This window comes from Streptomyces sp. NPDC026659, from assembly GCF_040638245.1.
In the GTDB taxonomy this organism is placed as follows: Bacteria; Actinomycetota; Actinomycetes; order Streptomycetales; family Streptomycetaceae; genus Streptomyces.
The window spans coordinates 92,837-117,051 of sequence record NZ_JBEZXY010000007.1 but is presented as its reverse complement, the minus strand read 5'-3'; the positions used below and the strand labels follow the sequence as shown (position 1 = coordinate 117,051).

20 protein-coding genes are annotated in these 24,215 nt (G+C 72.1%); 16 read left to right on the top strand and 4 right to left on the bottom strand.

The features are described 5' to 3' along the window. Nucleotides 1-19 precede the first annotated feature (19 nt). The 4 genes from AB0E91_RS18935 to AB0E91_RS18920 all read right to left on the bottom strand — a co-directional run bounded on the left by AB0E91_RS18935 (nt 20) and on the right by AB0E91_RS18920 (nt 5,710). Nucleotides 20-2,425, bottom strand: coding sequence for a DUF3488 and transglutaminase-like domain-containing protein (locus AB0E91_RS18935; RefSeq protein WP_361782744.1), 2,406 nt, complete (start codon nt 2,423-2,425; stop codon nt 20-22). Further along, complete coding sequence (locus AB0E91_RS18930) at nt 2,422-3,774, bottom strand: DUF58 domain-containing protein (RefSeq protein WP_361782742.1); 1,353 nt, start codon at nt 3,772-3,774, stop codon at nt 2,422-2,424. The genes AB0E91_RS18935 and AB0E91_RS18930 overlap by 4 nt, the downstream gene beginning before the upstream one ends. Next, entirely contained in the window at nt 3,774-4,814 is a 1,041-nt protein-coding gene (locus tag AB0E91_RS18925; RefSeq protein ID WP_361782739.1) for a MoxR family ATPase, read from the bottom strand. The genes AB0E91_RS18930 and AB0E91_RS18925 overlap by 1 nt, the downstream gene beginning before the upstream one ends. Nucleotides 4,815-5,131: 317 nt before the next feature. Then, on the bottom strand, nt 5,132-5,710 hold the full coding sequence (locus tag AB0E91_RS18920) for a carbonic anhydrase (protein WP_361782736.1): 579 nt from the start codon (nt 5,708-5,710) through the stop codon (nt 5,132-5,134). 420 nt (nt 5,711-6,130) lie between these two features. Here AB0E91_RS18920 and rsmH point away from each other — a divergent pair, with 420 nt between their 5' ends. The 16 genes from rsmH (at nt 6,131) to AB0E91_RS18840 (ending at nt 24,041) form a co-directional block, all read left to right on the top strand. Further along, nucleotides 6,131-7,087: a 16S rRNA (cytosine(1402)-N(4))-methyltransferase RsmH gene (rsmH, locus tag AB0E91_RS18915; protein ID WP_361782733.1), complete on the top strand. Its 957-nt coding sequence runs from the start codon at nt 6,131-6,133 to the stop codon at nt 7,085-7,087. Between the two features lie 42 nt (nt 7,088-7,129). Continuing rightward, entirely contained in the window at nt 7,130-7,720 is a 591-nt protein-coding gene (locus AB0E91_RS18910; protein WP_361782730.1) for a septum formation initiator family protein, read from the top strand. Between the two features lie 5 nt (nt 7,721-7,725). Then, entirely contained in the window at nt 7,726-9,690 is a 1,965-nt protein-coding gene (locus tag AB0E91_RS18905) for a penicillin-binding protein 2 (RefSeq protein ID WP_361782727.1), read from the top strand. 44 nt (nt 9,691-9,734) lie between these two features. Beyond that, a complete protein-coding gene (locus AB0E91_RS18900) occupies nt 9,735-11,390 on the top strand; it encodes a UDP-N-acetylmuramoyl-L-alanyl-D-glutamate--2,6-diaminopimelate ligase (RefSeq protein WP_361782724.1) in 1,656 nt (551 codons plus the stop codon). 4 nt (nt 11,391-11,394) lie between these two features. Next, complete coding sequence (murF, locus tag AB0E91_RS18895; RefSeq protein ID WP_361782721.1) at nt 11,395-12,810, top strand: UDP-N-acetylmuramoyl-tripeptide--D-alanyl-D-alanine ligase; 1,416 nt, start codon at nt 11,395-11,397, stop codon at nt 12,808-12,810. Next, on the top strand, nt 12,807-13,880 hold the full coding sequence (gene mraY / locus AB0E91_RS18890) for a phospho-N-acetylmuramoyl-pentapeptide-transferase (RefSeq protein ID WP_361107915.1): 1,074 nt from the start codon (nt 12,807-12,809) through the stop codon (nt 13,878-13,880). Before murF ends, mraY begins: the two co-directional genes overlap by 4 nt. Further along, entirely contained in the window at nt 13,862-15,304 is a 1,443-nt protein-coding gene (gene murD, locus AB0E91_RS18885) for a UDP-N-acetylmuramoyl-L-alanine--D-glutamate ligase (protein ID WP_361782717.1), read from the top strand. The genes mraY and murD overlap by 19 nt, the downstream gene beginning before the upstream one ends. A 68-nt stretch (nt 15,305-15,372) precedes the next feature. Then, on the top strand, nt 15,373-16,734 hold the full coding sequence (gene ftsW / locus AB0E91_RS18880) for a putative lipid II flippase FtsW (protein WP_361782714.1): 1,362 nt from the start codon (nt 15,373-15,375) through the stop codon (nt 16,732-16,734). 6 nt (nt 16,735-16,740) lie between these two features. Next, complete coding sequence (gene murG / locus AB0E91_RS18875; RefSeq protein WP_361782711.1) at nt 16,741-17,829, top strand: undecaprenyldiphospho-muramoylpentapeptide beta-N-acetylglucosaminyltransferase; 1,089 nt, start codon at nt 16,741-16,743, stop codon at nt 17,827-17,829. A 26-nt stretch (nt 17,830-17,855) separates the two neighbouring features. Then, complete coding sequence (locus AB0E91_RS18870) at nt 17,856-18,650, top strand: FtsQ-type POTRA domain-containing protein (RefSeq protein ID WP_361782708.1); 795 nt, start codon at nt 17,856-17,858, stop codon at nt 18,648-18,650. A 277-nt stretch (nt 18,651-18,927) separates the two neighbouring features. Beyond that, complete coding sequence (ftsZ, locus tag AB0E91_RS18865) at nt 18,928-20,133, top strand: cell division protein FtsZ (RefSeq protein ID WP_361782706.1); 1,206 nt, start codon at nt 18,928-18,930, stop codon at nt 20,131-20,133. Continuing rightward, nucleotides 20,130-20,858, top strand: coding sequence for a peptidoglycan editing factor PgeF (gene pgeF, locus AB0E91_RS18860; protein ID WP_361782703.1), 729 nt, complete (start codon nt 20,130-20,132; stop codon nt 20,856-20,858). The genes ftsZ and pgeF overlap by 4 nt, the downstream gene beginning before the upstream one ends. 6 nt (nt 20,859-20,864) lie before the next feature. Further along, nucleotides 20,865-21,584 carry a YggS family pyridoxal phosphate-dependent enzyme gene (locus AB0E91_RS18855; protein ID WP_361782700.1) on the top strand — a complete coding sequence of 240 codons (720 nt, stop codon included), beginning with the start codon at nt 20,865-20,867 and terminating at the stop codon, nt 21,582-21,584. 127 nt (nt 21,585-21,711) lie between these two features. Next, entirely contained in the window at nt 21,712-22,353 is a 642-nt protein-coding gene (gene sepF, locus AB0E91_RS18850) for a cell division protein SepF (RefSeq protein WP_361782697.1), read from the top strand. A gap of 49 nt (nt 22,354-22,402) precedes the next feature. Beyond that, nucleotides 22,403-22,693: a YggT family protein gene (locus AB0E91_RS18845; RefSeq protein ID WP_161178205.1), complete on the top strand. Its 291-nt coding sequence runs from the start codon at nt 22,403-22,405 to the stop codon at nt 22,691-22,693. 52 nt (nt 22,694-22,745) lie between these two features. Then, nucleotides 22,746-24,041 carry a DivIVA domain-containing protein gene (locus tag AB0E91_RS18840; protein ID WP_361782694.1) on the top strand — a complete coding sequence of 432 codons (1,296 nt, stop codon included), beginning with the start codon at nt 22,746-22,748 and terminating at the stop codon, nt 24,039-24,041. Nucleotides 24,042-24,215 lie beyond the last annotated feature (174 nt).

Here is a 24,215-nt window from a genome sequence, read left to right as displayed (position 1 = left end):
CCGCACGCCGGTCCCGGGTCTACGAGCCCTGCGGCCCGCCCCGGCCCGTCATCGCCCCGCCGCCCGGTACCGGCCGCAGCGCCGCCGCCCGGGCCCGCAGTGCCGTCCACCGGTCCGCCGCCGCCCACAGGGCGCGTACGGCCGAGCGTGGGGCGAACAGGGCCCGCAGGCGGGGAGCCCGGCCCGCCGAGGCGTGCAGGCCCGCGATCGCGCGGCGCACGTCCGCCGCCACACCGGTCGCCGAGCGGGGGCGGGGGGCGTACAGCACCTGTTCCACCGCGTCCGCCACCCGGTGCACCGCGGCCCCGGCCTCCTCGTCCAGCTCGCCCAGCCGCACGATCCGCTCCGCGGCCGCGCGCGGGGTCAGCGACTCGTCCGGCACGATCCCGTGATCCCAGGCGCTGTCGGTCAGCTCCCGCCACGCCGCCAGCGTGTGGTCCGCCGCGCCCGCGTCGGACCTGGCGTGCGCGCCCAGCCGCCGGGAACGCGCCCGCCGTCGCCACAGCAGTGGTGTCAGCGGCAGCGCGAGCAGCACCAACGTGCCCAGCACGAGCAGCGCGGCCCGCAGCCCGCCCGGAGTACCTCCGCCGTCACCCGGCGCCGCCACCGCCTCGGACGGCGCGGCGCACACCGCCGGAGCGGCCGAACCGGCCGCGCAGCTCTCGCTCGCCGATGCCTGCGGCGACGGCGCGGCCGACGACCCGCGCGAGGGGAGCGCCGGGTCCGGCAGCGCGTTGTTCGGGGTCTGCCGCTGGGTGTACGACGGCGTCGTCCCCCGGGTCGGCGTCGGCTCGAAGCGGGTCCAGCCCACTCCCTCGAAGTACAGCTCCGGCCAGGCGTGGGCGTCCTTCAGGCTCACCGACACCGAGCCGTCCGCCTGCGGGGTGCCCGGCGCGAAGCCGACCGCCACCCGGGCCGGGATGCCCAGCGTGCGGGCCATCGCGGCCATCGTGAAGGAGAAGTGCACGCAGAAGCCCTGCTTGTCGCGCAGGAAGTTCGCAATGGCGTTCGGACCGCGCCCGACCTGCACCTGCGTGTCGTACCGGAAACCGCCGTCCTCCGCGAACCACTCCTGGAGCTTCACCGCCTCCTCGTAGTGGTTCGCCGCGCCGGAGGTGACCTCCTTCGCCGTCCGGGCCACCACCTTCGGCAGCGCCGGCGGAACATCGGTGTACTCGCGCAGCAGCGCGGCCGGCGGCTTCGGCGCCGAGGCCAGCTGCCGCGCCGTCGGCCGCACGTCCAGGCTGGTCACCAGGTACGTCGCGCCACGCGTCGTCTGCCGGTGGTCGCCGACCAGGGTCATACCGACCGGCTCGTACCGCCAGTTGCCGCCGATCCGCACGCCGGTCGGCGGATACGGCATCGGCAGCCAGTCCTGCGCGTACGACTCGGCCGCCGAGATGGTCGTCCGGACCGTGGTCCGGGGGACGTCCGGGCCCAGACCGATCGGCGTCGGGAAGGCGTCCGGCACCCCGACGATGTGCCGCTGGGCCGGCTTCCAGGTCGTGCCGTCGAAGTCGTCCAGGGACACGATGCGCACGTACATGTCCGACAGGTCTTCGGCATTGGTCCGCAGGGACAGCACCTGGCGGTCGCTGTCCACGTTCAGGGAGTCGCGCAGCGACACCAGCGGGTTGACGGCGGAGATCATGCCGCCGTTCCCGCTGCCCGCGCCGACCCCCGCACCCGTGCCCGCCAGCAGACCGCCCCGCATCGCGGGCAGCGCCAGCGGCACCAGCAGGGCCACGCCCAGCGCCACCGCGCCGATCCGGCGCCCGGTACGCACCGGGGCCGCCGGGGTGCCGTCACCGGCGCCCGGCGCGCGGGCCGTCGCCCCGAACACCCGGCCCCACCGGGTCACCCGCTCCCGGCCCTCGGCGAGCAGCAGCATCAGATAACCGGCCGCCGCGAGGAGGAACCACAGCCAGTCGGCCCCGCCCCCGGACAGCCCGGCCGCCACCGAGTACAGCGCGAGGAGCGGCAGCCCGGCCGGGGCCGCCGCGCGGAAGGTCACCGCCAGCGTGTCCACCAGGAGATGGACGATCAGCACCCCGCCGATCAGCATCAGACGGATGCCGTCGGTCAGCGGCGCCGGAGGCGCGTACCGGCTGACGTCGTCCGAACCCTCCCGCAGCAGCTCCGAGAAGTGCGCGAACGCCTCCGGGCCCGGGAACAGCCCGGCCAGGGCCTCCTGCCGCGCGAAGACGAGGGTGAGCAACAGCAGCGACACCAGAAGCTGCGCCGCCACGGTCAGCGGCCGCGCCAGCGGCACCCGCCGCGCCGCCGCGCCCACGCCCGCCTGCACCCCCACGAGGAGCGCCGCCACCACCAGCCAGGCGGGGCCGTGGACCAACGGCAGCAGGGAGCACGCCGTCATCAGCGTGGCCGCCGCCGCACACCCCGCGAGCCGCGCCCGCCCGCTCATCCCCCCGCCCTTCCGCTCGGCGTGACCAGACCGGACCGTTCCCGGTCGGCCCGCCGCCACAACTCGTCCAGCGAGGCACCGCGCGGCACACCGAGCGCCGTCCAGCCCGCCTCGCGCAGCGCCTGCAACCGCTCCTCGCACGCGTCCTCGGGACCAGGTCCCGCGGCCGGATCGCGCGTCCACACCCCAGGGTCCAGCACGAAGGCCAGCGCGGCCCCGCTGCGCCGCCTCATCCGGGCCACGGTGCGCACCTGCTCCTCGTCGAGATCGCCGAGCAGCGCGACCAGCAGACCCTCGTCCCCGGTGCGCAGCGCGTCGTACGCCCGCGTCAGGCCCGTGCCGTCCGAGTGGTCGACCACCGCGAGGGTGTCCATCATCAGCCCCGACACGGCGGCCGTCTCCTGGCCCGTGCCCGGGAACCCCGCCCCGCCCTCGCCGGGCACCGCCGCGCCCGTGTCCATGAGCAGCCGCACCGAGAAACCGCGCTCCACCATGTGCGCGAGGACCGAGGCGGCCGCGGAGACCGCCCACTCGAAGGCCGAACCCGGGCCCGCGTCCTCGTACCCCACCGCGCGGGTGTCCAGCAGCACTGTGCAGCGGGCCCGCCGGGGCTGCTCCTCACGGCGCACCATCAGCTCGCCGTGGCGCGCGGTGGACCGCCAGTGCACCCGGCGCAGATCGTCGCCGTAGCGGTAGCCGCGCGGGATCACGTCGTCGTCCCCGGCCACGGCCAGCGAGCGGCGCTGCCCGTCGCCGTACCCCTGCGCCTCGCCGCCCAGGCGCACCGGGGCCAGCGGCTCCACGCGCGGGACGACCGTCAGCGTGTCGTGCGCCGGGAAGGAGCGGGTCAGCTCGCACATGCCGAACGGATCGCTCAGCCGCAGCTGGAGCGGTCCCAGCCGGTAACGGCCGCGCAGGTCCGAGCGGACCCGGTAGGACACCTCGCGGCGTCCGCCCGGCTCGACCCGGTCGAGCACGAAACGCGGCCGCGGGCCGAGCACGTACGGCACCCGGTCCTGGAGCATCAGCAGCCCGGTCGGCAGCCGCGAGACGTTGTCCACGGCGAGGTTCACCCGGGACTCGGCGCCCGCCGGGACGCGCCCGGGGGAGAGGTACCGCTCGGACGCCACCCGGTGCTTGGTGCGGTGCACCACGCCCGCGCAGATCAGCGGCAGCACGGCAAGCAGCAGCCCGACCCGCAGCAGATCGCTCTGGCCCAGGACGTACGCGCACACCGACGCGGCGATGCCCGCCGCCAGGAAGGAACGGCCCCGGGTGGTCAGCCCCGCCAGGGCCGTACGGAGCGCGGACGCCGGGCCCGGTGTCCGCTCCGGCCCCCCGGCGGACATCACAGACCCCGCGGAGGCTGCTGGGGATAGGCCGGTACGGCCCGGCCGAGACCGCCGAAGGCCCGCTCCCGCTGTGCGGTCGAGGGCACGACGGTGTGCCGCAGGATCTCCAGCACGACCTGCTCGGCCGTACGACCGCTCATCTGGGACTCGGTGGTGGGCAGCAGCCGGTGCGCGAGGACGGCCACGGCCAGCTCCTGCACGTCGTCCGGCAGCGCGTACTCCCGCCCGGCCAGGGCCGCCGACGCCTTCGCCGCACGCAGCAGATGCAGCGTGGCACGCGGCGAGGCGCCGAGTCTGAGGTCGGGATGGGTGCGGGTCGCGGAGACCAGCTCCACCGCGTACCGCCGGACCGCTTCCGAGACGTGGACCTCGCGCACCGCCTCGATCAGCTTCATGATGTCGTGCGCGTGCGCCACCGGCTCCAGGTCCTCCAGCGGCGAGACCGCGCCGTGCACGTCCAGCATCCGCAGCTCGGCCTCGATGCTCGGATAGCCCACCGACACCCGCGCCATGAACCGGTCGCGCTGCGCCTCGGGCAGCGGATACGTGCCCTCCATCTCGACCGGGTTCTGCGTCGCCACCACCATGAAGGGGCTCGGCAGTTCATAGCTCTGCCCGTCGATGGTGACCTGGCGCTCCTCCAGCGACTCCAGCAGCGCCGACTGGGTCTTGGGCGAGGCGCGGTTGATCTCGTCGCCGATCACGATCTGCGCGAAGATCGCACCCGGCTTGAACTCGAACTCACGGCGCTGCGGATCCCAGATCGACACCCCCGTGATGTCCGAGGGGAGCAGATCGGGCGTGAACTGGATACGCCGCACCGAGCAGTCGATGGACCGCGCCAGCGCCTTGGCCAGCATGGTCTTGCCCACCCCCGGCACATCCTCGATCAGCAGATGCCCCTCGGCGAGCAGTACGGTCAGCGAAAGCCGTACGACCTCGGGCTTGCCCTCGATCACATCCTCCACCGAACGGCGCACCCGCTCCACCGTCGCCGTCAGATCACTGAGGCTCGCTCGATCGTCATAGGTCGTCACCCGGCCCTCCTCGGCCCGTTCTCACCATGGCCGGGGCCCGCGACGACTCGCGACGCGGCTCCGGCCCACCCCGAAACACGGACACCGTGCGGAACCAGATCCGCGCGCCGTCACACCCGCATTCTTGCCGCCGTTATCGATTCGTGTCACGGCCTGTGGACAACTGCCCGTCACGACCTGTGGACAACGACTCGGCGCGATGCCGGTCTTGCGGTCCTTTGGCCGCCCCTCCCCGAGTCGGCCCCCGTCCCCGCGCCGACCGCTCCTCGCCGGGCCGGCCGCTCCTCCCACGGGTGGAAAGGGGCGGCCGGGAGACGTCAGGCGGACGCGGAACCGGAGGAACGGTCCTGTACCGGGTCGATCTCGCGCAGCAGACCGCTGCGCACGTCGAACACGAAGCCTCGCACGTCGTCGGTGTGCGGCAGGAACGGCGAGGTCCGCACCCGCTGCATCGACTGGCGCACGTCCTGGTCCACGTCCCGGAAGGCCTCCACCGCCCAGGCCGGGCGCTGGCCCACCTCCATCTCCAGCTCGTGCCGGAATTCCTCGGTGAGGGACTCCAGGCCGCAGTTGGTGTGGTGGATGAGCACGACACTCCGGGTGCCGAGTGCCCGCTGACTGATGGTCAGGGAGCGGATCACGTCGTCGGTGACGACGCCGCCCGCGTTGCGGATGGTGTGGCAGTCGCCCAGCTCCAGGCCGAGCGCCGCGTGCAGATCGAGGCGGGCGTCCATACAGGCGACCACGGCCACGCGCAGCACGGGATGCGCGTCCATGCCGGGATCGCTGAATCCCGCCGCGTACTGCTCGTTGGCGTCGACCAGGCGGTCCGTCACGCTGCCGTCGCCCGTTATGGCGCCCTCGGGTCCGGTGGGAACTGCTGCGGAAGTCGTCATGGTCCCGACGTTACTGGTCACCGGACTCCCCGGCCTGCTGTGAGAGGGGACAAAGAACGCCATCGTGGCTTGTTGTGAGCCAACCCACACGGAGTGCCAACCTCCGCCGGACGGGTGAGGCCGGGCCGATCACGGCTCCGGCGCCGAAGCCGTACGCGACGCGCAGGCCGGTAGATTGACCGCGACACAGGGTGGACTAAAGTGACGCGAAGCGGGAGGCCCGGCTCTTCCCGCTGGTGAAACCCCAAGGAGACGGCACGGGCCCACCGGACCGCCTCCCCGCGTGCGCGGCGCGTACGTACGGCTCGGCCTCCTCCCGCTCCCGGTCGGCTGACGCTTCCGGCGCCGGCGGCCTCCCCTACACGGAGCAGCGGGCGGGGACCCGGCGGTGCGTGCGCCCGCCAGAACTGAGAGGCTCCCTTGACCGAGAGTCGACACGTCCCGGTGATGCTCCAGCGGTGCCTGGACCTGCTGGCACCCGCTCTGGAGCGGCCCGGAGCGGTGGTCGTCGACTGCACGCTCGGCCTCGGCGGCCACAGCGAGGCGCTGCTGACCCGCTTCCCCGAGGCCCGGCTGATCGGCCTCGACCGGGACAAGGAGGCGCTGCGCCTCTCCGGCGAACGCCTCGCCCCCTTCGGCGACCGCGCCACCCTCGTGCACGCCGTCTACGACGAACTCCCCGAGGTGCTCGACCGCCTCGGCATCCCGGATGTCCAGGGCGTCCTCTTCGACCTCGGCGTCTCCTCCATGCAACTGGACGAGGCCGACCGGGGCTTCGCCTACGCCCAGGACGCGCCCCTGGACATGCGCATGGACCAGACGACCGGCATCAGCGCCGCCGAGGTCCTCAACACTTACCCGGCCGGTGAACTCGTCCGCATCCTGCGCGCGTACGGCGAGGAGAAGCAGGCCAAGCGGATCGTCTCGGCGGTCGTGCGTGAGCGCGAGAAGGAGCCGTTCACCAACAGTGCCCGCCTGGTCGAGCTGATCCGCGACGCCCTGCCGCAGGCCGCCAAGCGCACCGGCGGCAACCCGGCCAAGCGCACCTTCCAGGCGCTGCGCATCGAGGTCAACGGCGAACTGTCCGTCCTGGAGCGGGCCATCCCGGCGGCCGTGAAGGCCATCGGCGTCGGCGGCCGTGTCGCCGTGCTCTCGTACCACTCGCTGGAGGACCGGCTGGTCAAGCAGGTCTTCGCGGCCGGGGCCGCCAACACCGCGCCGCCCGGTCTGCCGGTCGTGCCCGAGCGCTACCAGCCACGGCTCAAGCTGCTGACGCGCGGTGCCGAGCTCCCCACCGAGGAGGAGATCGCCGAGAACCGCCGGGCCGCCCCGGCCCGGTTCCGCGGTGTCGAGCGGATCCGGGGGGACGTCGAGTGAGCGGACGGGGCCGACCGGGCGGCCGGACCCTGCGGAGGGCCCGTGGGCGCTAAACCCGAACTGCGAGGGCGGGCCGCACGGCTCGCCCGGCTCTTCCCGGCGGGCCGTGCCCGCGCCGCCCGTACCCCCTTCGTCCTCCTCGTCGTCCTGCTCCTCGGCGGCGGCCTGCTCTGTCTGCTGATGCTCAACTCCGCGCTCAGCGAGGGCTCGTTCAAGCTCGACGACCTCCAGAAGCGCACCAAGAACCTCACCGACGAGGAGCAGGCCCTCCAGCGGGACATCGACTCCTACTCCTCCCCGGACGCCCTCCAGCGCCGCGCCCGCGAACTCGGCATGGTCCCCGGCGGCGACCCTGCCTTCCTCGGCCCCGACGGCAGCGTCAAGGGCGTCCCGAGCGCCGCGGCCGGCGCCGCCGCGCTCAGCGGCCCGCGCGCGCCCGAGGCGATGACCTCGGCCCCGGGCGCGAGCGGCGGCCCCTCCGGCAGCCCGGGCCCGGCCGCCTCCGCACCGGCCTCCGCCTCCGCCTCCGCGAGCCCGGCCCCCCAGGCGAGTCCCGGCGCCGAGGCGAGTCCGTCGGCGCGTGCCCGGACCCGCACCACCCAGCCCGCCCCCACCCCGACCCACGGCAGGTGACGGAAGTGTCCGACAGGCAAACGCCGCGTCGCCGCGTGCCCGGGGCCGCCGGACCGCCCCGCCCCCGCGCCGCCGCCCCCCGGCGCCAGCCCGGCCGCCCCGGCCCCGGCGCCCGACCCGCCCGCCGTCCGTCCGGACCCCGGACCCCGGCCAAGCCCGCCCTCCGGCTCGGCAGCCCGCGCCCCCGGCTGCGCCTGGTCGGCCTCGCCTTCACGCTGGTGCTGTCCGCGTTCGTGGTCCGGCTGCTCCAGGTCCAGGCGGTGGACGCGAGCACCTACACCGCCAAGGCCGAGCAGAACCGCTATGTCGTGCACACCCTGGCCGCCGAGCGCGGTCGGATCACCGACCGCTCCGGGGTGGCCCTCGCCGTCAGCGAGGACGCCTACGACATCACGGCCGACCCCATGATGTTCCAGCCCAAGCAGCTGAAGGTCTCCGACGGGCCCGAGCAGGCCGCCGCCCTGCTCGCCCCGATCCTGAACGAGGATCAGGCCACGCTCGTCAAAAAGCTCCGCCCCGCCGACAAGGAGTCGCGCTACGCGAGGCTCGCCACCCGGCAGACCCCGCAGGTCTGGAAGCAGATCAAGGACCTGAAGGCCGCCCTCGCCAAGAAGTCCGGGACCGACAATGTGCTCGCGGGCGTCTTCGCCGACCCCAGCAGCCAGCGCGTGTACCCCAACGGCGACCTCGCCGCCGGGATACTGGGCTGGGTCAACAGCGAGGGCAAGGGCGGCGGCGGCATCGAGCAGCAGCTCGACAAGCAGCTCACCGGCAAGGACGGCAAGATCCGCTACGCCCAGTCCGGCGGCCGCGAGGTGCCCACCGCGGGCTCCACCGAGACCCCCGCCGTCTCCGGCAGCGACATCGAGCTGACCATCGACCGCGACATCCAGTGGGCCGCGCAGAACGCCATCTCCCAGCAGGTCAAGAAGTCCAAGGCGGACCGGGGTTACGTCGTCGTCCAGGACACCCGCACCGGGCAGATCCTGGCCCTGGCCAACTCGCCCGGCTTCGACCCCAACGATCTGTCGAAGGCGAACTCCGCCGCCATGGGCAACGCGGCCCTCCAGGACGCCTACGAGCCCGGCTCCACCGCCAAGGTGATGTCCATGGCGGCCGTACTGGAGGAGAACGCGGCCACCCCGCTCACCCATGTCGTCGTGCCCAACCGGCTGCACCGCGGCGACCGGCTCTTCCAGGACGACGTCGACCACGCCACCTGGCACCTCACCCTCAACGGCGTGCTCGCCAAGTCCAGCAACATCGGCACCATCCTCGCCACCGGCCAGCTCGGCAAGACCCAGCGGGCGGCCAACGACACGCTCTACACGTATCTGCGCGAGTTCGGCATCGGCCGCTACACCGGACTCGGCTTCCCCGGCGAGACGCCGGGCATCCTCGCGCCCGCCGGCAAGTGGTCCACCTCGCAGCAGTACACGATCCCTTTCGGCCAGGGCTTCTCCATCAACGCCGTCCAGGCCGCGTCCGTGTACTCGACCATCGCCAACGGCGGAGTCCGCGTCGCGCCCACCCTGGTGCGCGGCACCAAGGGCGCCGACGGCCGCTTCACCCCGGTCCCCGAGCCCGCGAAGACCCGCGTCGTCAGCGACAAGACCGCGCGCACCCTCGCCCAGATGCTGGAGTCCGTGGTCGACGACGAACAGGGCACCGGCGTCAAGGCCCGTATCCCCGGCTACCGCGTCGCGGGCAAGACCGGCACCGCCAACCGAGTGGATCCGGCCACCGGGAGGTACCACGGATACACCTCCTCCTTCGCCGGATTCGCCCCCGCCGACAAGCCCCGCGTCACGGTCTACTGCGCCATCCAGAACGCCACCTCCGGCAGTTACTTCGGCGGGCAGATCTGCGGACCCGTCTACAAGCAGGTGATGGAGTTCGCGCTCAAGACCCTCCAGGTCCCGCCGACCGGCGCGAAGGCCGCGAACCTGCCCGTCACCTACCAGCCCTGACCGGCCGCGACAGACCACCGTGCCCCGACCACCAGGAACCAGCCGTGACAACGATCACCCCCGACGACGGGAACCAAACGGGCCCCCGGCCCTCGCTTCGCCCCGAGGCGGGTACTCCCGGTACGCTCACCGCCGTGCCACACGCTGATCAGTCCCAAACCACCCAGAAGGGCGCTTCCGTGACCTACCCGGGACCGCCACGACCGGTTCAGATCTCCGCCACCCCCCTCGCGGAGCTCGCCGATCAGCTGGGGATCGCCGCACCGGCAGGCTCCGCCGACGTCACGGGAATCACCCACGACTCGCGCGCCGTCCGCCCCGGCGACGTCTACGCCGCACTGCCCGGCGCCCGCCTGCACGGCGCCGACTTCGTGACCCAGGCCGCGAGCCTCGGCGCGGTCGCCGTGCTCACCGACCCCACCGGCGCCGAGCGCGCCGAGGCCACCGGACTGCCGGTCCTCGTCGTGGACGACCCGCGCGCGGAGATGGGCGAACTGGCCGCCACCGTCTACGGACACCCGGGCCGCGAGCTGCTCCAGATCGGCATCACCGGCACCTCCGGCAAGACCACCACCGCCTACCTCGTCGAGGGCGGCCTCAAGGCCGTACGCGCCACCGGGCTCATCGGCACCGTCGAGACGCGCATCGGCGAGGAGCGCATCAAGTCCGAGCGCACCACCCCCGAAGCCACCGATCTCCAGGCCCTGTTCGCCGTCATGCGCGAACGCGGCACCGAGGCGGTCGCCATGGAGGTCTCCAGCCACGCGCTGGTCCTCGGCCGGGTGGACGGCTGCGTCTTCGACATCGCGGTCTTCAACAACCTGAGCCCGGAACACATGGAGTTCCACTCCGACATGGAGGACTACTTCCAGGCGAAGGCCCAGCTGTTCACGCCCGAGCGCAGCAGACTCGGCGTGGTCAACGCCGACGACGAGTACGGCCGCAGGCTCGCCGGCGAGGCGGGCGTCCCGGTCGTCACCTTCTCCGCCGAGGGCGACCCGGACGCCGACTGGCGCGCCGAGGACGTCCAGATCGGCCCCATGGACTCGACGTTCACCGCCGTCGGCCCGAACGGCGAGCGCGTGCACGCCCGCTCGCCGCTGCCCGGCCCCTTCAACGTGGCCAACACCCTCGCCGCCCTCGTCGCCCTCGCCGCGGCCGGGATCGACCCGCAGACCGCCGCCGACGGCATCGCCGCCGTGCCCGGCGTCCCCGGCCGCCTGGAGCGCGTCGACGCCGGACAGCCCTACCTCGCCGTCGTCGACTACGCCCACAAGACCGACGCGGTCGAGTCGGTGCTCAAGGCGCTGCGCAAGGTCACCAAGGGCCGGCTGCACATCGTGCTCGGCTGCGGCGGCGACCGCGACCGGACCAAGCGCGCCCCGATGGGTGCCGCCGCCGCCCGGTTCGCCGACACCGCCGTACTGACCTCCGACAACCCCCGCTCCGAGGACCCCCTCGCGATCCTCGCGACCATGCTCGAAGGCGCCGCCTCCGTCCCCGCGCACGAGCGCGGCGAGGTGCTGCTCTTCGAGGAGCGCGCCGCCGCCATCGCCGCCGCCGTGAGCCGCGCGACCGCGGGCGACACGGTGCTGGTCGCGGGCAAGGGCCACGAGCAGGGCCAGGACATCGCCGGGGTGGTCCGTCCCTTCGACGACCGCCAGGTGCTCCGCGAAGCTATCCAGAACACCCAGGGATGAACTTGTGATCGCCCTCTCCCTCGCCGAGATCGCAGCTGTCGTCGGCGGGCAGACACACGACATACCGGATACGTCCGTCACCGTCACGGGACCGGTCGTCCGGGACTCCCGCGAGGTGGTGCCCGGCGCCCTCTTCGTCGCGTTCAGCGGTGAGCGGGCCGACGGCCACGACTTCGCCGAGGCGGTCGTGGCGGCGGGCGCGGTCGCCGTACTGGCGACGCGCCCCGTCGGCGTGCCCGCGATCGTCGTGGACGACGTCCAGAGCGCGCTCGGCGCCCTCGCCCGCCATGTGGTCGAGCGCCTCGGCGCGACCCTCGTCGGGCTGACCGGCTCGGCGGGCAAGACCAGCACCAAGGACCTGATCGCCCAGGTGCTCGGCGGCAAGGCGCCCACCGTCTTCACGCCCGGCTCGCTCAACAACGAGATCGGGCTTCCCCTGACCGCCCTGTCCGCCACCGAGGAGACGAAGTTCCTCGTCCTTGAGATGGGCGCCCGCGGCATCGGGCACATCCGCTACCTCGCCGGTCTCACCCCGCCGAAGGTCGGACTCGTGCTCAACGTCGGCAGCGCCCACATCGGCGAGTTCGGCGGCCGCGAGCAGATCGCCCAGGCCAAGGGCGAGTTGGTGGAGGCACTCCCGCCGGCCGAGGAGGGCGGCGTCGCCGTCCTCAACGCCGACGACCCGCTGGTGCGCGCGATGGCCTCCCGTACCCGCGCGAAGGTGGTCCTTTTCGGAGAGTCGGCCGAAGCGGACGTTCGCGCCGAGAACGTGCGACTCATGGACAGCGGACAGCCTGCCTTCAGGCTTCACACACCCTCCGGTGCAAGCGATGTGACCATGCGCCTGTACGGTGAGCACCACGTGTCGAACGCGCTCGCCGCGGCCGCCGTCGCCCATGAGCTGGGCATGTCCGCGAACGAGATCGCCACCGCGCTCTCCGAGGCGGGCTCCCTCTCCCGCTGGCGCATGGAGGTCACCGAGCGCCCGGACGGCGTGACCATCGTCAACGACGCCTACAACGCCAACCCCGAGTCCATGCGTGCCGCCCTCAGGGCGCTCGCGGCCATGGGCAAGGGGCGCCGCACGTGGGCGGTGCTCGGCAAGATGGCCGAGCTGGGGGACGAGGCGCTCGCCGAGCACGACGCGGTCGGACGGCTCGCCGTCCGGCTCAACGTCAGCAAGCTCGTCGCGGTCGGGGGCATCGAAGCCTCCTGGCTGCAACTGGGCGCATACAACGAGGGTTCGTGGGGTGAGGAGTCGGTGCACGTGTCCGACGCACAGGCGGCGATCGACCTGTTGCGCAGCGAGTTGCGCCCGGGGGACGTCGTGCTGGTGAAGGCGTCCCGTTCCGTTGGTCTTGAGAGCGTCGCCCAGACGCTCGCCTCGGCCGGGACCGAGGGTGAGGTCGCCGCCCGATGATGAACCAGGTCCTGTTCTCAGGCGTCATCGGCCTCTTCCTGACGCTGATCGGCACCCCGCTGCTGATCAAGCTCCTCGCCCGCAAGGGGTACGGCCAGTTCATCCGCGACGACGGCCCGCGCGAGCACGCCAGCAAGCGCGGTACGCCGACCATGGGCGGCATCGCCTTCATCCTGTCCACGATCGCCGCGTACTTCCTGAGCAAGGTGATCACCGGCAAGCCCCCGACGTACTCGGGTCTGCTGGTCCTCGGCCTGATGTTCGGCATGGGCCTGGTCGGCTTCCTGGACGACTACATCAAGATCGTCAAGCGTCGTTCGCTGGGTCTGCGGGCCAAGGCGAAGATGGCCGGCCAGCTGATCGTCGGCATCGGCTTCGCGGTCCTCGCGCTGCAGTTCCCGGACAACCGGGGCAACACCCCGGCCTCCACCAAGCTGTCGTTCATCACGGACTTCGGCTGGACCATCGGCCCGGTGCTGTTCGTGGTCTGGGCGCTGTTCATGATCCTCGCGATGTCGAACGGCGTGAACCTCACCGACGGTCTCGACGGCCTCGCCACCGGCGCCTCCGTCCTGGTCTTCGGCGCCTACACGTTCATCGGCGTCTGGCAGTTCCAGGAGTCCTGCGCCAACGCGATGACCCTGACCAACCCGGCCGCCTGCTACGAGGTCCGCGACCCGCTCGACCTCGCGGTGGTCGCCTCCGCGCTGATGGGTTCCTGCCTGGGCTTCCTGTGGTGGAACACCTCGCCGGCGAAGATCTTCATGGGCGACACCGGTTCGCTCGCCCTCGGCGGTGTCCTCACCGGCCTGGCCATCCTCTCCCGCACGGAGCTGCTGGTGGCCATCATGGGCGGCCTGTTCGTCCTCATCACCATGTCGGTCGTCATCCAGGTCGGCTCCTTCCGGCTCACCGGAAAGCGCGTCTTCCGGATGGCACCGCTCCAGCACCACTTCGAACTCAAGGGCTGGTCCGAAGTCCTGGTCGTGGTCCGTTTCTGGATCATCCAGGGCATCTGTGTCATCGTCGGACTGGGCCTCTTCTACGCGGGATGGGCAGCGGACAAGTGACCAACTCGGTGCCTTCGGGGCAGAGCGAATTCCAGGGCAGGCGCGTCACCGTCGCCGGACTCGGCGTCTCCGGCGTCCCGGCCGCCAAGGCGCTCGCCGAGCGCGGTGCGATCGTCACGGTCGTCAACGACGGCGACGACGAGCGGGCACGGGCGCAGGCCGCCGAACTGGAGGCGCTCGGCGTCACCGTCCGCCTCGGCGACGGGGCCACCCTCCCCGAGGGCACCGAGCTGATCGTCACCGCCCCCGGCTGGGCGCCCGACAAGCCGCTGTTCCAGGCCGCCGAGCAGGCGGGCGTGCCCATCTGGGGCGACGTGGAGCTGGCCTGGCGCCTCAGGGGCCCCGACGCGGCCCCCTGGCTCGCCGTCACCGGCACCAACGGCAAGACCACCACCGTGCAGATGCTCGCCTCCATCCTGAAGGCGGCGGGCCTGCGCACGGCAGCGGTCGGCAACATCGGCGTCTCCCTCCTGGACGCCGTCCTCGGCGACGAGGAGTACGACGTCCTCGCCGTCGAGCTGTCCAGCTACCAGCTGCACTGGGCGCCCTCGCTGCGCGCCTACTCCGGCGCGGTCCTCAACCTCGCCCCGGACCACCTCGACTGGCACGGCTCCATGGACGCCTACGTCGCCGACAAGGGCCGCGTCTACGAGGGCAACAAGGTCGCCTGCGTCTACAACGTGGCCGACCCGCGCACCGAGGACCTGGTCCGCGAGGCCGACGTGGAGGAGGGCTGCCGGGCCGTCGGGTTCACCCTCGGCACCCCGGCCGTCTCCCAACTCGGCGTCGTGGACGGCATCCTGATCGACCGCGCCTTCGTCGAGAACCGGTACAAGAACGCGCAGGAACTGGCCGAGGTCTCCGACGTCGAGCCGCCCGCCCCGCACAACATCGCCAACGCCCTCGCGGCGGCGGCCCTCGCCCGCTCCTTCGGGGTGCCCGCCCAGGCGGTGCGCGACGGACTGCGCGCCTTCCGGCCCGACGCCCACCGCATCCAGCACGTCGCCGACCTCGACGGCGTGGCGTACGTGGACGACTCCAAGGCCACCAACACCCATGCCGCGGAAGCCTCGTTGGCGGCCTACGAGCCCATCGTGTGGATCGCGGGCGGCCTCGCCAAGGGCGCCGAGTTCGACGAGCTGGTGGCCAACTCCGCCAAGCGTCTGCGCGGGGTCGTACTGATCGGCGCCGACCGCGCGCTGATCCGCGAGGCCCTCGCGCGACACGCCCCGGAGGTACCCGTCGTGGACCTCGACCGGACCGACACTGGGGCGATGCTCCAGGCGGTGACCGAGGCGAAGCGGCTGGCCCGGCCGGGCGACACCGTACTGCTGGCCCCGGCCTGTGCCTCCATGGACATGTTCACCAACTACAACCAGCGCGGCGACGCGTTCGCGGCGGCCGTCCGCGAGCTCGGCGCCTGACCCCGGCCGCCCGCCGGGCGGAACTTGGGAGGGACGCGTGGGACGTTCGGTGCTCAGGGGAGGCGTGGATGGCCGCTAGCCGTACCGGACGGCCGCCCGTACAGCGGGCGGCCCGCCGCCCCGCACCCCGGCCGAGCGTGCCCGACAACCCCCTGCGGCGGCTGCGCACCCGCGCCCGCAGGGCGTGGGACCGCCCGCTGACCGCGTACTACCTGATCCTCGGCGGCAGCCTGCTGATCATCGTGCTCGGCCTGGTGATGGTCTACTCGGCCTCCCAGATCACCGCGCTCCAGCTGTCGCTGCCCGGCTCGTTCTTCTTCCGCAAGCAGTTCCTCGCCGCGCTCATCGGCGGCGCGCTGCTCTTCGCCGCCTCCCGGATGCCGGTGCGGCTGCACCGGGCGCTGGCCTACCCGATCCTCGCCGTCGCCGTCTTCGCGATGGCCCTGGTGCAGGTGCCGGGGATAGGGATGTCGGTCAACGGCAACCGGAACTGGATCTCGCTCGGCGGCTCCTTCCAGATCCAGCCCAGCGAGTTCGGCAAGCTCGCCCTCGTGCTGTGGGGCGCGGACCTGATCGCCCGCAAGCAGGACAAGAAGCTGCTGGCCCAGTGGAAGCACATGCTGGTCCCGCTGGTCCCGGTCGCCTTCCTGCTGCTCGGCCTGATCATGCTCGGCGGCGACATGGGCACCGCGATCATCCTCACCGCGATCCTCTTCGGCCTGCTCTGGCTCGCCGGGGCCCCGACCCGGCTGTTCGCCGGGGTGCTCTCGGTCGCGGCGCTGATCGGTGTGATCCTCATCAAGACCAGCCCCAACCGGATGGCCCGGCTCGCCTGCATCGGTGCCACCGAGCCCAAGGCGGGCGCCGCCGACTGCTGGCAGGCCGTGCACGGCATCTACGCCCTCGCCTCCGGCGGAATCTTCGGTTCCGGTCTGGGCGCGAGTGTGGAGAAATGGGGCCAACTCCCCGAAGCCCACACCGACTTCATCTTTGCCGTCACCGGTGAGGAACTGGGTCTCGCGGGGACGCTGTCGGTGCTCGCCCTGTTCGCCGCTCTAGGCTATGCGGGTATCCGCGTGGCCGGACGCACGGAGGACCCCTTCGTGAGGTACGCCGCGGGAGGCGTGACCACCTGGATCACCGCGCAGGCGGTGATCAACATCGGTGCGGTGCTCGGCCTGCTGCCGATCGCCGGTGTCCCCCTCCCGCTGTTCTCCTACGGAGGGTCCGCCCTGCTGCCGACCATGTTCGCCATCGGGCTCCTGATCGCCTTCGCGCGTGACGATCCCGCTGCGCGGGCGGCGCTTGCGATGCGGCAACCCCGCTTTGGTAGAAAGCGGGCGAGCGGCTCCCGTGTCGAGCGGGTGCCGCGGAGATGGAACACGATGCGACGGCGCGCCACGGCGGCGCGTCCGTCCGGAGAGCGGTGAATTTCGGTGCATGTCGTACTCGCCGGCGGGGGTACCGCGGGCCACATCGAGCCCGCGCTCGCCCTCGCGGACGCCCTGCGCAGGCAGGACCCCACCGTGGGGATCACGGCCCTGGGTACGGAGCGCGGCCTCGAGACGCGGCTCGTCCCCGAGCGCGGCTACGAGCTGGCGCTGATCCCGGCGGTCCCGCTGCCGCGCAAGCCCACGCCCGAGCTGATCACGGTGCCGGGCCGGCTGCGCGGCACGATCAAGGCCACGGAGCAGATCCTGGAGCGCACCAAGGCGGACGCCGTGGTCGGCTTCGGCGGCTACGTCGCGCTGCCCGCCTATCTGGCCGCCAAGCGCCTCGGCGTGCCGATCGTGGTCCACGAGGCCAACGCCCGCCCCGGCCTGGCCAACAAGATCGGCTCGCGCTACGCGGCCCGGGTGGCCGTCTCCACGCCCGACAGCAAGCTCCGGGACGCCCGCTACATCGGCATCCCCCTGCGCCGCTCCATCGCCACCCTGGACCGCGCGGCCCTGCGCCCCGAGGCCCGCCACTACTTCGGCCTGAGCCCCAACCTGCCCACGCTGCTCGTCTCCGGCGGCTCGCAGGGCGCCCGGCGCCTCAACGAGGTCGTCCAGCAGGTCGCGCCCTGGCTCCAGCAGGCGGGCATCCAGATCCTGCACGCGGTCGGCCCGAAGAACGAACTGCCGCAGGTGCAGCAGATGCCGGGGATGCCCCCGTATCTCCCGGTAAGTTACCTGGACCGGATGGACCTCGCGTACGCCGCGGCCGACCTGATGCTCTGCCGCGCGGGCGCGATGACCGTCGCCGAACTCTCCGCCGTCGGACTCCCGGCCGCCTACGTCCCGCTGCCCATCGGCAACGGCGAACAGCGGCTCAACGCCCAGCCGGTGGTCAAGGCGGGCGGCGGACTCCTCGTGGACGACGCGGAACTGACGCCCGAGTGGATCCAGCAGAACGTGCTGCCGGTCCTGGCCGACCCGCACCGCCTCTACGAGATGTCCCGCGCCGCCGGTGAGTTCGGCCGCCGCGACGCCGACGACCTCCTTGTCGGCATGGTGTACGAGGCGATCGCCGCAGGCCGATAGGACCGTTGAACGAAGGGACAGTGAGCGTGGCCGGACCCACCGTCGCCGAGCGCGACGCACGCCGACCGGGGGTGTCCGGCCCGCCGCTCGTCCCCCGGCCGCACAGACCGCGGCTTCGTACGATCATCGCCCTGGCGGTGCTGCTCGTCCTCCTCGGAGCCGGTTCCGTCTGGGTGTTGTACGGCTCCGAGTGGCTGCGGGTGCGGCAGGTCGCGGTCTCCGGCACCCGCGTGCTGACCCCGGCCGAGGTCCGCACGGCCGCCGCCGTCCCCGTCGGGGCCCCGCTGGTCTCCGTGGACACCGGCGCCATCGAGGCGCGCCTGCGGCGGGAGTTGCCCCGGATCGACACCGTCGAGGTGGAGCGCTCCTGGCCGCACGGCATCGCCCTGAAGGTCACCGAGCGCACTCCGTCCCTGCTGGTCCGCAAGGGCCCGGATTTCACCGAAGTCGACGCCCGGGGCGTCCGGTTCGCGACCGTCCCGCAGGCCCCGCGCGGAGTGCCGCTGCTCGAACTCACCGTCTCCCGCGAGGACTCGGGCGCCGCGAGCCTGCGCCGCTTCGGCACCGACCGCCTGGTGCGCGAGGCCGTACGCGTCGCGGCCGCGCTGCCCGCCTCCGTCAAGAAGGACACCCGCGCCGTCCAAGTCCGGTCCTACGACGCGATCTCACTGCGCCTCAAGGGCGGGCGCACGGTGGCGTGGGGCAGCGCGGACGGCGGTCCCGCCAAGGCACGGGCCCTCACAGCTCTCATGAAAGCAGCTCCCGGCGCCCGGCACTTCGATGTCAGCGTGCCCACCGCCCCTGCCTCAGCCGGGAGTTGACGTACATCAGTGCAGGCCAGCACCCTGGTTGGGCGCCGCTACGGCTGATCACATAGGGTGAAAAGAAAAACGGGAGGTTCGGCGTGTTCGTTGAACGGGCGCCGCTTGTCGACTTAGTGTCCTGTTCAGAAGACTCCAGGGAACAGACACACTGATAACCCTAAACTTCAGGGTTAGGGTTCGGGTCGGCGTTCGGACCGTCCCAATTCGGCATCCGTCGTCCCGGTCGGGGAACCGCCCGGCGCGACAACGTAATTCGAGGCGAGAGGCCTTCGACGTGGCAGCACCGCAGAACTACCTCGCAGTCATCAAGGTCATCGGTGTCGGCGGCGGTGGTGTCAATGCCATCAACCGGATGATCGAGGTCGGCCTCAAGGGCGTCGAGTTCATCGCCATCAACACCGACGCGCAGGCACTGTTGATGAGCGACGCCGACGTCAAGCTCGACGTCGGCCGTGAACTCACCCGCGGACTCGGCGCCGGCGCCAACCCGGCCGTCGGCCGCAAGGCCGCCGAGGACCACCGCGAGGAGATCGAGGAGGTCCTCAAGGGGGCCGACATGGTCTTCGTGACGGCCGGCGAGGGCGGCGGCACCGGCACCGGCGGCGCGCCCGTCGTGGCCAACATCGCGCGCTCTCTCGGCGCCCTCACCATCGGTGTGGTCACGCGCCCGTTCACCTTCGAGGGACGGCGTCGCGCCAACCAGGCCGAGGACGGCATCGCGGAGCTGCGCGAAGAGGTCGACACCCTCATCGTCATCCCCAACGACCGGCTGCTGTCCATCTCGGACCGCCAGGTCTCGGTCCTGGACGCCTTCAAGTCGGCCGACCAGGTCCTGCTCTCCGGTGTCCAGGGCATCACCGACCTCATCACCACCCCCGGTCTGATCAACCTCGACTTCGCCGACGTCAAGTCGGTCATGTCCGAGGCCGGTTCGGCCCTCATGGGCATCGGCTCGGCCCGCGGCGACGACCGCGCGGTGGCCGCGGCCGAGATGGCGATCTCCTCGCCGCTCCTGGAGGCGTCCATCGACGGCGCCCGAGGCGTGCTGCTCTCCATCTCCGGCGGCTCCGACCTCGGCCTCTTCGAGATCAACGAGGCCGCCCAGCTGGTCAGCGAGGCCGCCCACCCGGAGGCCAACATCATCTTCGGCGCGGTCATCGACGACGCCCTCGGCGACGAGGTGCGGGTCACCGTGATCGCGGCCGGTTTCGACGGGGGCCAGCCCCCGGCCCGCCGGGACAACGTGCTCGGCTCGGCGTCCTCCGGCTCCCCGGCCCAGCGCCGCGAGGAGCAGCCCGCTCCGCCCCGTCAGCAGACCGACTCCCGGCCGACGTTCGGCTCGCTCGGCAGCGTGACGCCGAAGGAGGAGCCGGAGCCCGCGCCCGAGCCGGTGGCCGAGGTCCCGGTGGCCCCGCCGGTGCCCCAGTCCCGGTCCTACGAGGACATCGTCGAGCTGGATGTGCCGGACTTCCTGAAGTGATAGGACAGCGCGAAAGCGTGAGCGGCGCGCACTTCGCCTTCACCGACAGGTGGGGCGGGGTGAGCGCCGCTCCGTATGAGGAGCTCAATCTCGGCGGCGCGGTCGGCGACGACCCCGGCGCGGTACGGGCCAACCGTGAACTGACCGCGAAGGCACTGGGTCTTGACCCGGCGTCGGTGGTCTGGATGAACCAGGTGCACGGCGCCGACGTGGCCGTCGTGGACGAGCCGTGGGGTGACAGGCCCGTCCCCGAGGTGGACGCGATCGTCACCACCCGGCGCGGACTCGCCCTGGCCGTACTCACCGCCGACTGCGTGCCGGTGCTGCTCGCCGACCCGGTCGCGGGTGTGGTCGCGGCCGCGCACGCGGGCCGCCCCGGAATGGTCGCGGGGGTCGTCCCCGCCGCTGTACGCGCCATGATCGAACTCGGGGCGGAGCCGGGCCGGATCGTCGCCCGCACCGGCCCGTGCGTGTGCGGCCGTTGTTACGAGGTGCCCGAAGCGCTGCGCGCCGAGGTCGCCGAGGCCGAGCCGACGGCGCACGCGGTGACGAGCTGGGGCACTCCGGCCGTCGACGTGAGCGCCGGAGTGCACGCGCAGCTCGACCGGCTCGGGGTGTGCGACCGGGCGCAATCGCCGGTGTGCACGCTGGAGTCGGGGGATCACTTCTCCTACCGGCGCGACCGCACCACCGGGCGGCTCGCCGGGTATGTGTGGCTGGACTGAGTGGACATGACGGACCGTAGGACCGAACTCGCCGGAAATCTGGCGAAGGTGGAGGAACGCATCGCGGCCGCGTGCGCGGCGGCGGGGCGTCCCCGTGACGAGGTGACCCTGATCGTGGTCACCAAGACGTACCCGGCGAGCGATGTGAGGATCCTGTCGGAGCTGGGTGTGCGTCAGGTCGGCGAGAACCGCGACCAGGACGCGGCCCCGAAGGCCGCCGCCTGCGCGGATCTGCCCCTGGAATGGCACTTCATCGGCCAGTTGCAGACCAACAAGGTGCGTTCTGTGGTCGGTTACGCCGATTTCGTGCAGTCGGTCGACCGGGACCGGCTCGTCACCGCGCTCTCGCGGGAGGCGGTGCGGGCCGGGCGCGAGGTGGGCTGCCTTCTGCAGGTCGCACTCGACGCGGGGGCGAGCGGCCGGGGCGAGCGCGGAGGCGTCGCGCCCGCCGGAATCGAAGAGTTGGCCGGTCTCGTCGCCGACGCGCCCGGGCTGCGGCTCGACGGACTGATGACCGTCGCCCCGCTCACCGGTGAATACGCGGGACGCGAACAGGCCGCTTTCGAACGGCTCGTGGATTTGTCGACGGACCTGCGCCGATCCCATCCGACTGCAACCATGGTGTCGGCAGGGATGAGTGCGGATCTCGAGCAGGCCGTGGCGGCCGGGGCGACACATGTGCGCGTCGGCAGCGCGGTACTCGGAGTCCGCCCCCGCCTCGGGTAACGTCGCGAAGAAGTCGGACCACAGCAGAAAATATGGTCAATGCCGCCGAAAGCGGTACTAAGGCCACGTGGATCGCGGGCACTTGGCAGTCGTCAGCCGATCCACCACAGAGCGGAGGACTCAGAGCATGGCCGGCGCGATGCGCAAGATGGCGGTCTACCTCGGCCTCGTGGAGGACGATGGGTACGACGGCCGGGGATTCGACCCCGACGACGACTTCGAGCCCGAACTGGACCCGGAGCCCGAGCGGGACCACCGACGACACGAACCATCACACCAGTCGCACAACGTACATTCGCCCCAAAGGGATGAATCCGTGCGAGTGGTGCAGCCGCCGGCGCCGCGCGAGCCGGTCTCGCATTCCGCGGCGCCGACCGCGGATTCGGGGCGTCCGGCGCGGATCGCGCCCGTGGCGTCCATCACACAAGAACGCCAGTCCCTGGAGAAGAACGCGCCGGTGATCATGCCCAAGGTCGTGTCGGAACGAGAGCCGTACCGGATCACCACCCTGCATCCCCGGACCTACAACGAGGCCCGTACCATCGGGGAACACTTCCGTGAGGGCACCCCGGTGATCATGAACCTCACGGAGATGGACGACACTGACGCGAAGCGACTTGTCGACTTCGCCGCAGGGTTGGTGTTTGGACTTCACGGCAGTATCGAACGAGTGACGCAGAAGGTCTTCCTGTTGTCTCCTGCTAACGTCGATGTCACGGCGGAGGACAAGGCCCGCATCGCAGAGGGCGGGTTCTTCAACCAGAGCTGAGAAGCACCACCGGGAAGATGCACGGCACAGGGGAGAGGGAAGCGCAGCGATGAGCGTGTTCGCGCAGGTGATCTACATCGCGCTGATGGTCTTTCTCGGCCTGCTGATCGTCCGGCTGGTCATGGACTATGTCTTCCAGTTCGCCCGCTCGTGGCAACCCGGCAAGGCGATGGTGGTCGTACTGGAGGCCACCTACACTGTCACCGATCCACCGTTGAAACTGCTGCGGCGGTTCATCCCGCCGTTGCGTCTCGGGGGCGTGGCACTCGACCTGTCCTTCTTCGTACTGATGATCATCGTCTGGATTCTCATCTCGGTGGCGGGGAGCTTCGCGCGATGAGAGTGGACGATACGGTCTTGCCGACTGCCGATGACTACGTTGAGGTGAAGAGATGCCGTTGACCCCCGAGGACGTGCGGAACAAGCAGTTCACGACCGTCCGCCTCCGAGAAGGCTATGACGAGGACGAGGTCGATGCCTTCCTCGACGAGGTCGAAGCCGAACTGACCCGTCTGCTCCGCGAGAACGAGGACCTGCGCGCCAAGCTGGCCGCCGCCACGCGCGCGGCCGCGCAGAACCAGCAGAACATGCGCAAGGGTCCGGAGCAGGACCAGCAGCCCGGAGGCATGCCTCAGGGCGGTATGCCGCAGCAGGGTGGCATGCCTCAGGGTGGTATGCCCCAGGGCGGAATGCAGCAGGGTGGCATGCCGCAGGGCGGTATGCGAGGACCCGGCGCTCCGGTGCCCGCCGGCATATCGGGCCCGCCGCAGCAGCAGATGGGTGGCCCCATGGGTGGTCCGCCCCAGCTGCCCAGCGGCGCCCCGCAGCTGCCCGCCGGCCCCGGCGGACAGGGTGGCCCGCAGGGCCCCGGCCCCATGGGCCAGGGTCCGATGGGGCAGGGTCCCGGCCCGATGGGGCAGGGTCCGATGGGCCAGGGTCCGATGGGTCAGGGTCCGGGTCCGATGGGGCAGGGTCCCGGCCCGATGGGCCAGGGTCCGATGGGTGGTCAGCCGCCCATGCCGCAGCAGATGGGCGGCCCCATGGGCGGTCCTCCGATGGGCGCCCCCGGCCTGCCCGGTCAGGGTGGCCCCGGCGGCGACAGCGCCGCGCGTGTCCTCTCGCTGGCCCAGCAGACCGCCGACCAGGCGATCGCCGAGGCCCGTTCCGAGGCCAACAAGATCGTCGGCGAGGCCCGCAGCCGCGCCGAGGGTCTGGAGCGCGACGCCCGTGCCAAGGCCGACGCCCTGGAGCGGGACGCGCAGGAGAAGCACCGCGTCGCCATGGGCTCCCTGGAGTCCGCGCGCGCCACGCTGGAGCGCAAGGTCGAGGACCTGCGAGGCTTCGAGCGCGAGTACCGCACGCGTCTGAAGTCCTACCTGGAGTCCCAGCTGCGTCAGTTGGAGACCCAGGCCGACGACTCGCTGGCCCCGCCGCGCACCCCGTCCGCCCCGTCCCTGCCGCCGTCCCCGGCGCCCTCGATGGCACCGGCCGGCGCGAGCGCCCCGGCGTTCGGTGGCAACCCGGGCATGGGCGGTCCGCCCCCGGCGGCCCCGTCCTACGGCGGACAGCAGCAGATGACGCCGGCCATGACCCAGCCGATGGCTCCGGTCCGGCCGCAGGGTCCCGGTCCGATGGGCCAGGCGCCCTCGCCCATGCGCGGGTTCCTGATCGACGAGGACGACAACTGACGGCCGCTCATGGCCAGTAGTACGCCATAGGCGTCGGCAGCGTTCAGGGCGGGACCCCGGACTTCGGTCCGGGGTCCCGCCCTGTTTTACGCGTGTTGACCGCCAAACGGGAGCTGCGGTCCGTTGTCCGTGGCCCCACCTCGTGCCCGTCCATCACCCCCCCGCGTACGCCGA